This is a genomic window from Jatrophihabitans sp. (assembly GCF_051960575.1).
In the GTDB taxonomy this organism is placed as follows: Bacteria; Actinomycetota; Actinomycetes; order Mycobacteriales; family Jatrophihabitantaceae; genus JBQCEE01.
Genome location: NZ_JBQCEE010000220.1, coordinates 1 through 7,800 on the forward strand (window position 1 = coordinate 1; position 7,800 = coordinate 7,800).

7 protein-coding genes and 1 pseudogene are annotated in these 7,800 nt (G+C 72.4%); 6 read left to right on the forward strand and 2 right to left on the reverse strand.

What is annotated here, in order from left to right:
- Positions 1–141 precede the first annotated feature (141 nt).
- The 5 genes from ACTHMS_RS12205 to ACTHMS_RS12225 all read left to right on the forward strand — a co-directional run bounded on the left by ACTHMS_RS12205 (position 142) and on the right by ACTHMS_RS12225 (position 4,907).
- Complete coding sequence (locus tag ACTHMS_RS12205) at positions 142–546, forward strand: pilus assembly protein TadG-related protein (protein ID WP_440306943.1); 405 nt, start codon at positions 142–144, stop codon at positions 544–546.
- A 192-nt stretch (positions 547–738) separates the two neighbouring features.
- Positions 739–2,472, forward strand: coding sequence for an MFS transporter (locus tag ACTHMS_RS12210; protein ID WP_440306938.1), 1,734 nt, complete (start codon positions 739–741; stop codon positions 2,470–2,472).
- A 95-nt stretch (positions 2,473–2,567) separates the two neighbouring features.
- Positions 2,568–2,768, forward strand: coding sequence for a hypothetical protein (locus tag ACTHMS_RS12215; RefSeq protein WP_440306939.1), 201 nt, complete (start codon positions 2,568–2,570; stop codon positions 2,766–2,768).
- Between the two features lie 54 nt (positions 2,769–2,822).
- Positions 2,823–3,932 (forward strand): peptide chain release factor 2, encoded by a 1,110-nt coding sequence (gene prfB / locus ACTHMS_RS12220; protein WP_440306944.1) that lies wholly within the window; start codon positions 2,823–2,825, stop codon positions 3,930–3,932.
- 21 nt (positions 3,933–3,953) lie between these two features.
- A complete protein-coding gene (locus ACTHMS_RS12225; RefSeq protein ID WP_440306940.1) occupies positions 3,954–4,907 on the forward strand; it encodes a patatin-like phospholipase family protein in 954 nt (317 codons plus the stop codon).
- Here the strand turns inward: ACTHMS_RS12225 and ACTHMS_RS12230 are convergent.
- Both ACTHMS_RS12230 and ACTHMS_RS12235 read right to left on the reverse strand, forming a co-directional pair.
- Positions 4,871–6,511, reverse strand: coding sequence for a signal peptidase I (locus ACTHMS_RS12230; RefSeq protein WP_440306941.1), 1,641 nt, complete (start codon positions 6,509–6,511; stop codon positions 4,871–4,873). The genes ACTHMS_RS12225 and ACTHMS_RS12230 overlap by 37 nt on opposite strands.
- A gap of 94 nt (positions 6,512–6,605) precedes the next feature.
- Positions 6,606–7,031, reverse strand: coding sequence for a hypothetical protein (locus ACTHMS_RS12235; protein ID WP_440306942.1), 426 nt, complete (start codon positions 7,029–7,031; stop codon positions 6,606–6,608).
- Between the two features lie 204 nt (positions 7,032–7,235).
- Here ACTHMS_RS12235 and ACTHMS_RS12240 point away from each other — a divergent pair.
- Positions 7,236–7,800, forward strand: a pseudogene (locus ACTHMS_RS12240) (peptidase S41); the annotation flags it as partial.

Consider the following 7,800-nt stretch of genomic DNA (forward strand, 5'->3'; position numbering starts at 1 on the left):
GCCCGCCCCCCGCCCCCGCGCGCCCGCGGGGCGCCCGCCGGGGGGGCGGCCCCCCGCCGCCCCCCCCCCCGGCCGCACCGGCCCCCCGGGCCCCGCGGCCGGCCCGCGCGGGCCGCGCGGCCCCACGAGCGGGGGAGCACCATCCCGCTGATCCTCGGGTTCGTGCTCATCGCGCTGCTGGTCGTGGCCGGGTCGGTGGCCTTCGCGAGCGCCTTCGTGCAGCAGCGTGACCTGCAGGACGTCTGCGACGGGGCCGCGGCCGCCGCCGCAGCGACCGCGATCGACCTCGGCCGCACACGCACCGACCCGGACGTCGCCACGCTGCCCTTCGCGGACGAGGGTCGTGTGCGGACTGCGGTGGACGCCTACCTCGCGCGCGACCCCGACCGGCGCCGCGTCGTCGTCGCCGCCACGGTCTCGGCCGACCGCGCCACCGTGACCCTGCGCTGCTCCGAGCGCCGCGACCTGCCGTTCGGCCGCCTCTTCGGCCGCCCGACCATCACCCACACCACGACCTCGTCGGCGGAGGCACCGACCAGCGCGTGAGCCCGACGCCGCGCCCTGGACCGAGATGCCACAGCCGGCCTGTGAGCCGCTGTGCACATCAAGATCCGGCAGACCCCGCGCCGTGCCCACGTCGCAGGCCGCCGCGCCGATGCCCTTCCCCCGACAGGTGTGACCGAGTTGGTTGGAGGGAGTCAACCGATCGGGGGTAAAGTTAGTTCGGCTAACTATTCCATGCCGGGACGCTTCACCGCCGCCGCACGCTTCGAGAAGGACCACCCGCGCTACAAGTGGGTGGCACTGTCGAACACCACGCTCGGCGTGCTCATGGCGACCATCAACAGCTCGATCGTCATCATCTCGCTGCCCGCGATCTTCCGCGGCATCAAGCTCGACCCGCTGCAGCCGGGCAACACCGGCTACCTGCTCTGGACGCTGATGGGCTTCCTGCTCGTCACCGCCGTCCTGGTGGTCACGCTCGGACGCCTCGGCGACATGTTCGGCCGCGTGCGCATCTACAACGCCGGCTTCGTCGTCTTCACCGTCGGCTCGATCGCCCTCGCCGTCGACCCGTTCCACGCCGGCGGGGGAGCGCTCTGGCTCATCGGCTGGCGGCTCGTGCAGGGTGTCGGCGCGGCGATGCTGTTCGCCAACTCGACCGCCATCCTCACCGACGCCTTCCCGGCCGAGCGCCGCGGCTTCGCCCTCGGCATCAACCAGGTCGCGGCGATCGCAGGCGGCTTCATCGGCCTCATCCTCGGCGGGCTGCTGTCCGAGGTCGACTGGCGGCTGGTCTTCTACGTCTCCGTCCCGATCGGCGTCATCGGCACGGTCTGGAGTTACCTCAGCCTCAAGGAGCTCGGGGAACGGCACGAGGCGAGGATCGACTGGTGGGGCAACGCCCTGTTCGCCGTCGGCCTGTCGGCGCTGCTGGCCGCGATCACCTACGGCATCCAGCCCTACGGCGGCCACACGATGGGCTGGACGAACCCGTGGGTGCTCACCGGCCTCATCGGCGGCGTCGCGATGCTCGTCGTCTTCTGCTGGGTCGAGACCAAGGTCGACCAGCCGATGTTCGCGATGAACCTGTTCCGGCTGCGTCCGTTCTGGGCCGGCAACCTGGCCGGTCTGCTCGCGTCGGTGTCGCGCGGCGGCCTGCAGTTCATGCTCATCATCTGGCTGCAGGGCATCTGGCTGCCGCTGCACGGCTTCAAGTTCGAGAACACCCCGCTCTGGGCCGGCATCTACCTGCTGCCGCTGACCGTCGCGTTCCTCGTCGCCGGCCCGCTGTCGGGCGCACTGAGCGACAAGTTCGGTGCGCGCACCTTCGCGACCGGCGGCCTGCTGCTCGTCGCCGCCAGCTTCATCGGCCTGATGCTGCTACCGGTGAACTTCCACTACTGGGCCTTCGCGTCGCTGCTGGTGCTGAACGGCATCGGCTCCGGGCTGTTCTCGGCGCCGAACACCACGGCGATCATGAACTCGGTGCCCGCGGGGCAGCGCGGTTCGGCGTCCGGCATGCGCGCCACGTTCTTCAACTCCGGCACCTCGCTGTCGATCGGCGTCTTCTTCTCGCTGATGATCGCGGGGCTCGCGTCGAGCCTGCCGAGCACGCTGTTCAACGGCCTCGCCGCGCACCACGTGCCCACGGCGACCGCGCACGTCGTCGCCGACGCCCCGCCGGTCGGCAGCCTTTTCGCCGCCTTCCTCGGCTACAACCCGGTGCAGACGCTGGTGGGTCAACAGACGTTGAGCCAGGTGCCCGCGGGTGACCGTGCGACGCTGACCGGGCAGACATTCTTCCCGAACCTGATCTCGCAGCCGTTCCACCACGGGCTCGTCATCGTCTTCCTGATGGCCGCCGCGATGTCGGTGATCGGTGCCCTCGCCTCGCTGCTGCGCGGCAGGAAGTACGTGCACCAGGACGAGGCGGTGCAGGCGACGGCCGCCCAGGCCGTCGCGGCCTGACCCGGCGCGCCGCGGACGTGACGAACATCAGAGTCCGTTAAGCAGCCGGGACTCGGGGGTACCCCCTGGACGTACTCGTTCGGGAGGAATGGATCATGTTCGGCAAGTACAGCCTGCTGGCGGCCGCGGTCATGGCATCACCGCTGCTGGCGCTGCCCCTGCTGCCCGCCGAGGCCACCGGCCACGCTGCCCCCCTGCGTCCGACGACGCACACCCACACGGTGCGTACCAACGTCACCGGCGCGCCCGCCGACGCGTTCTCGGGCCACGTGGCCGTCGTCGTGTCCCACCGCTGAGCCTGCCAACGGCCGCCGACGGCGCCGTGTCAGCACCCGGGTCGCGTACCCTCGATATCCGTGGATGTCCCTGCTGATCTGAAAGAACTCTCCGCGACGCTCGCGAGCATCGAGTCGGTCGTGGATCTGGCCGCGCTGCGGCGCGAGGCCGCCGATCTGGAGCAGCAGGCATCCGCCCCCGACCTCTGGAACGACCCCGACAGCGCGCAGAAGGTCACCTCGCGCCTGTCGTACGTGCAGGGCGAGATCCGTCGCGTCGAGGAACTGCGGCGCCGGGTCGACGACGCCCAGGTGCTGTGGGACCTCGCCGAGGAGATGGACGACAGCGACTCGCGCGCCGAGGCCGAGCGCGAGGTCACCGCGCTGCAGAAGGCGATCGGCGAGCTCGAGGTCCGCACCCTGCTCTCCGGCCCCTACGACGCCCGCGAGGCGCTCGTGACGATCCGCTCGGAGGCGGGCGGCGTCGACGCGGCGGACTTCGCCGAGATGCTGCTGCGCATGTACGCCCGGTGGGCCGAGCGGCACGGCTACCCGATCGAGGCGCTCGACACGTCCTACGCCGAGGAGGCCGGCATCAAGTCGGCCACCATCCAGGTCAAGGCCCCCTACGCCTACGGCACGTTGAGCGTCGAGCAGGGCACGCACCGCCTCGTACGGATCAGCCCGTTCGACAACCAGGGCCGGCGGCAGACGTCGTTCGCCGGCGTCGAGGTGCTGCCGGTCGTCGAGACGAGCGACCACGTCGAGATCCCGGACGACGACATCCGCGTCGACGTGTACCGCAGCTCGGGCAAGGGCGGCCAGGGCGTCAACACGACCGACTCGGCGGTGCGCATCACCCACCTGCCGACCGGCATCGTCGTCACCTGCCAGAACGAGCGCAGCCAGATCCAGAACCGGGCCTCGGCGATGAACGTGCTGCAGTCGAAACTGCTCGAGCGCCGCCGCGCCGAGGAGCAGGACGCGATGAACGCGCTGAAGGACGGCAGCAACTCGTGGGGCAACCAGATGCGCTCGTACGTGCTGCACCCGTACCAGATGGTGAAGGACCTGCGCACCGAGTACGAGGTCGGTAACCCGCAGGCGGTGCTCGACGGCGACATCGACGGCTTCATCGAGGCCGGCATCCGTTGGCGTCGGTCACAGGAGCACGCACCGGCCTGATCGGCGCGGCACCCTGGTCGCATGGCCACGATCGCACTCGCCCTCGGCAGCGGCGGCGCGCGCGGCTACGCCCACCTCGGGGTGTTGCGCGCGCTGGCGGAGGCCGGCCACGAGGTCGTCAGCGTCGCCGGCTCGTCGATGGGCGCCGTGATCGGTGGCGTCTTCTCCGCCGGCCGGCTCGACGACTACACCGACTGGGTCACGGGGTTGAGCCAGCGTGACGTGCTGCGGCAGCTGGTCGAGCCCGGCAGCCCGGGCGCGGGCGGGCTGTTCCGCGCCGAACGGGTGATCACGCGTGTGGCCGAGATCGTCGGTGACCTGCGCATCGAGCAGCTGCCACTGCCGTTCACCGCGGTGGCGGTCGACGTGGTGGCCGGACGCGAGGTGTGGCTGTCCCGTGGCCCGCTCGACCGCGCCATCCGCGCCTCGATGGGCATCCCCGGCCTGTTCACGCCGGTCACCCTGGACGGTCGGGTGCTCGTCGACGGCGGCCTGCTGAACCCGGTGCCCGTCGCCGCGACGACCGCCGCGACCGCCGACATTGTGGGGGCTGTGTCGCTGCCCGGCCCGCGCCGCGGCCAGCCGAGCGAGGCGCCCACCGACGCGTCGAGTGACGACGCAGACACGGGTGAGGGCGCCGAGGCCACGCGGGCCGACTGGTGGGAGCGGGTCAAGGGTCGGCTGCCCACGATGACCGAGTCGGAGCTGCTGGCCGCGGCGACGCAACGGCTGGGCGCGCTCAAGCGGGTGCTGCCGATCGGCGGCGACGAGTCGTCGGTCGGCTTGCTCGACGTGGTGACCCTTGCGCTGGACGCGCCGCAGGCCGCGCTCACCCGGTTCGGCCTCGCGGCGTACCCACCGGACATCACGGTGACCGTCCCCGCCGACGCGGCCCGCAGTCTCGACTTCCACCGCGCCGCCGAGCTGATCGAGCTCGGTCACACCCTCGCGGTCGAGGCGCTCAACGGGCGTTGAGTGTCGGCCGGGACGCCGCTGCGGTAGCGGTAGGCCGCCGTGTCGTCGGGCACGACGAAGGTGGTCAGCCCGTCCGTCGTCCAGTGCAGCACCATGCGGTTCGACCGCTCGGCCACGGCGAGCAGTGCGGCGAAGCTCTCGACGTCGACCACCGGGACGTCGGTCGGCACACCCCCCGGACGCACCCCGACGAGCACGCGGCGGTGGCGGTAGCGGATCGCGTCCGCCTCGCTCTCCGGCGCGGCGTCGCGGACGGACAGCCCGAGCGCGGCGCCGCTGAGCAGGGCGGCGAGCAGCAGCAGCTCGCTGAGTCGGCGGGCGTGCGCCACGGTCAGATCGAACAGCGGCAGTGCGACGGTTTCGTCTCGCGCCGTGCGTGTGACGACCGTGGCCGGATCGGCCACGGTGAGCGGCGCGCCGGTGGCGAGGACGAGCTGCTGCGGCGTGAGCACGAGGTCGACGTGCGGGGTGAACAGGAGCCCCGGGCCGCGGGTGATCGTGGCGGTCAGCCGGACGTCGACCTGCGATTCGGCGATGCCGGTGGCCTGCGCGGCCGCCCGCGCCCGGGCGTCGATCGCGGCGAGATCGAGGGGCGCTGACACCGCAGTGCCGTGGCCGTCGACGGCCTGGGTCGCGACGAGCGGCAGCGCCGTGTGCCACCCACCGGGTGTGGTGAGCTGGGCCTGCACGGCGAGCGTCGCAGGCGTCCCGTCGTAGCGCACGGACATCACGACCGACCGGACGAGGCGGCGGAAGACAGGATCAGGTGACCGCACGGTCGTGCTGTCGTACGCGGCACTGGCACGAACGGTCGCGGTGTAGCCGAAGGTGGCGCTGTCACCGGTGGACGCGGAGCCGAGGACCACGCTGGACGGAGCCGACGAGAACGCGAGGGCCCCGAGCAGCACCGCGACGGCTGCGGCCCCGCAGATCGTCCAGGCCGCCGGACGCAACCTGGTCGGCACCCGCTGCAACACCCCGGCGAGTGGTGGGTTCGGACGCGAGTGGTGGGTCGTCTCCCGCCACTCGGCGCGCAATTCACCACCCGGGAGGGGGAGCGGGGCGGGGGCCGGACGCGGGCGAGACGGACGGGGACGGAGCGGGCGGGTCGGGCGAGGGCGGGTCGGACGCGGGCCGACGGCCGAGGTGGTGCGCAGTCGGCGCCGACGACGGCGGCGCACGGTCGCCCCACCGCCGACGACGGCGAGCAGCACGAGCAGCGCGGACACGGCCGGGCTGCTCAGCCACGCCAGCCAGACGCCGCCGTGCGGCACGCGCAGCGCCAGCCGGCCCACCACCTGTGCCGGCGTGGGCCGGTCGGGGTCGAGCCAGTGGTTGTTGTCGCCCTTCATCACGAAGTGGCCGTCCCGGACGCCGACGATGCGGTGCATGACCACCGTGTGCAGCGTCGTGCTGCGGTAGCCGACGACGTCGCCGACGCCGTAGTGGTCGGCCGTGCGCAGGATCGCGAGGTCGCCGGTGTGGAACCGCGGCTCCATGCTGATCCCGTGGGTGGTGACGTAGGTGGTCGCACCACCGAGGCTGGTCGGCAACAGGACGACGAGACCGGCGAGCAACCCGGCGATGGCGACGGCCGTCGCCATCCGGGTGCGCCGCCTCGTCGCTGCCAGGGCTCTGCGATGGTCGCGGCCGGGGCCGCGCGCGTCAGCCGCGCGCGGCCCGGCTCAGCGCGTCCGATCAGGTGTTCACCGTGAGGGAGACGCTGTCGAAGCTGGCGATGGCCGGGTTCGCCGAGCCGACCGTCGGCGTCGCCGTCAGGTCGCAGTGGATCGTCGACGTGGCCGACTTGGTGACGGCGCACGTGAAGGTGGCGACGGCGGTGCCCGAGTGGGCGGCCTGCCACAGGGTGACGCTGGCGTTCACAGTGCCGGGGACGCCGGTGAGGTCGGTCGACGTCGTGAAGTCCAGCGCCGAGAGCAGGGCGTTGTCCCAGCCCGCGGGTGTGTAGTTGACGCCGGTGAGCGTGACGCCGGTCGCGGTCGTGTTGCCGTAGCCGGCGATGCTCGGGACGACGGTGTTGCTGTCGGTGAAGGCGCTGTGGCCGGCCATGCCGACCAGACCGGCGGCCGCGACGGCACCGAGGCCCTTGAGGGACGTACGCATGGCGAATCCTTTCGCTCGAGGACACCCGATCCGTCGGGCGTCGTGATCCCCCGGAGGGACGTGCTCGACGGGACGCGACCGTCGCAGCACTCCCATCGACACGGGCGAACCGGACTTGAGACCCATCCGTCCCGGGCCGACCGGTCGACCGGCCGGACGATCTTCGGCGAATGTTGTCAGGGGCCCCGATTAGGGTCGGTGATCGTGACCTACCTGCGCTTCCCCCACCTGTCCGGCGACCGGATCGCCTTCGTGGCCGACGACGACGTCTGGGTCGTCGACGCCGGCGGCGGGCGTGCCGAGCGGCTCACGTCCGATCGCGTGGCGGCATCGCGCCCACGCCTCTCGCCGGACGGCACGCAGCTGGCGTGGGCGACGCGCCGCGACGGCAACCCCGAGGTCTACGTCGCGCCGGTGTCCGGCGGCGCCGGGGTGCGCCTCACCTGGTGGAACCACCTCAACACCCGCGTGCTCGGCTGGGACGCGAGCGGCCGGGTGATCGCGTCGAGCGCCGGGCAGCAGCCGTTCCGCTCACGACAGTGGGCCTACGCCTTGCCCGTCGACGGCACCCCGGGCGAGCGGCTGCCGCTCGGCCCGCTCTGCGGCCTCGCCCGCCACCCGAGCGGCGTCACCGTCCTGCAGACGGCGCTGAACCGCGAGCCGGCCACCTGGAAGCGCTACCGCGGCGGCACGCGCGGGCGGTTGTGGATCGACCGTGCCGGCGACGGTCGATTCGTCCGCCACCTGAGCGAGCTGGACGGCCAGCTCA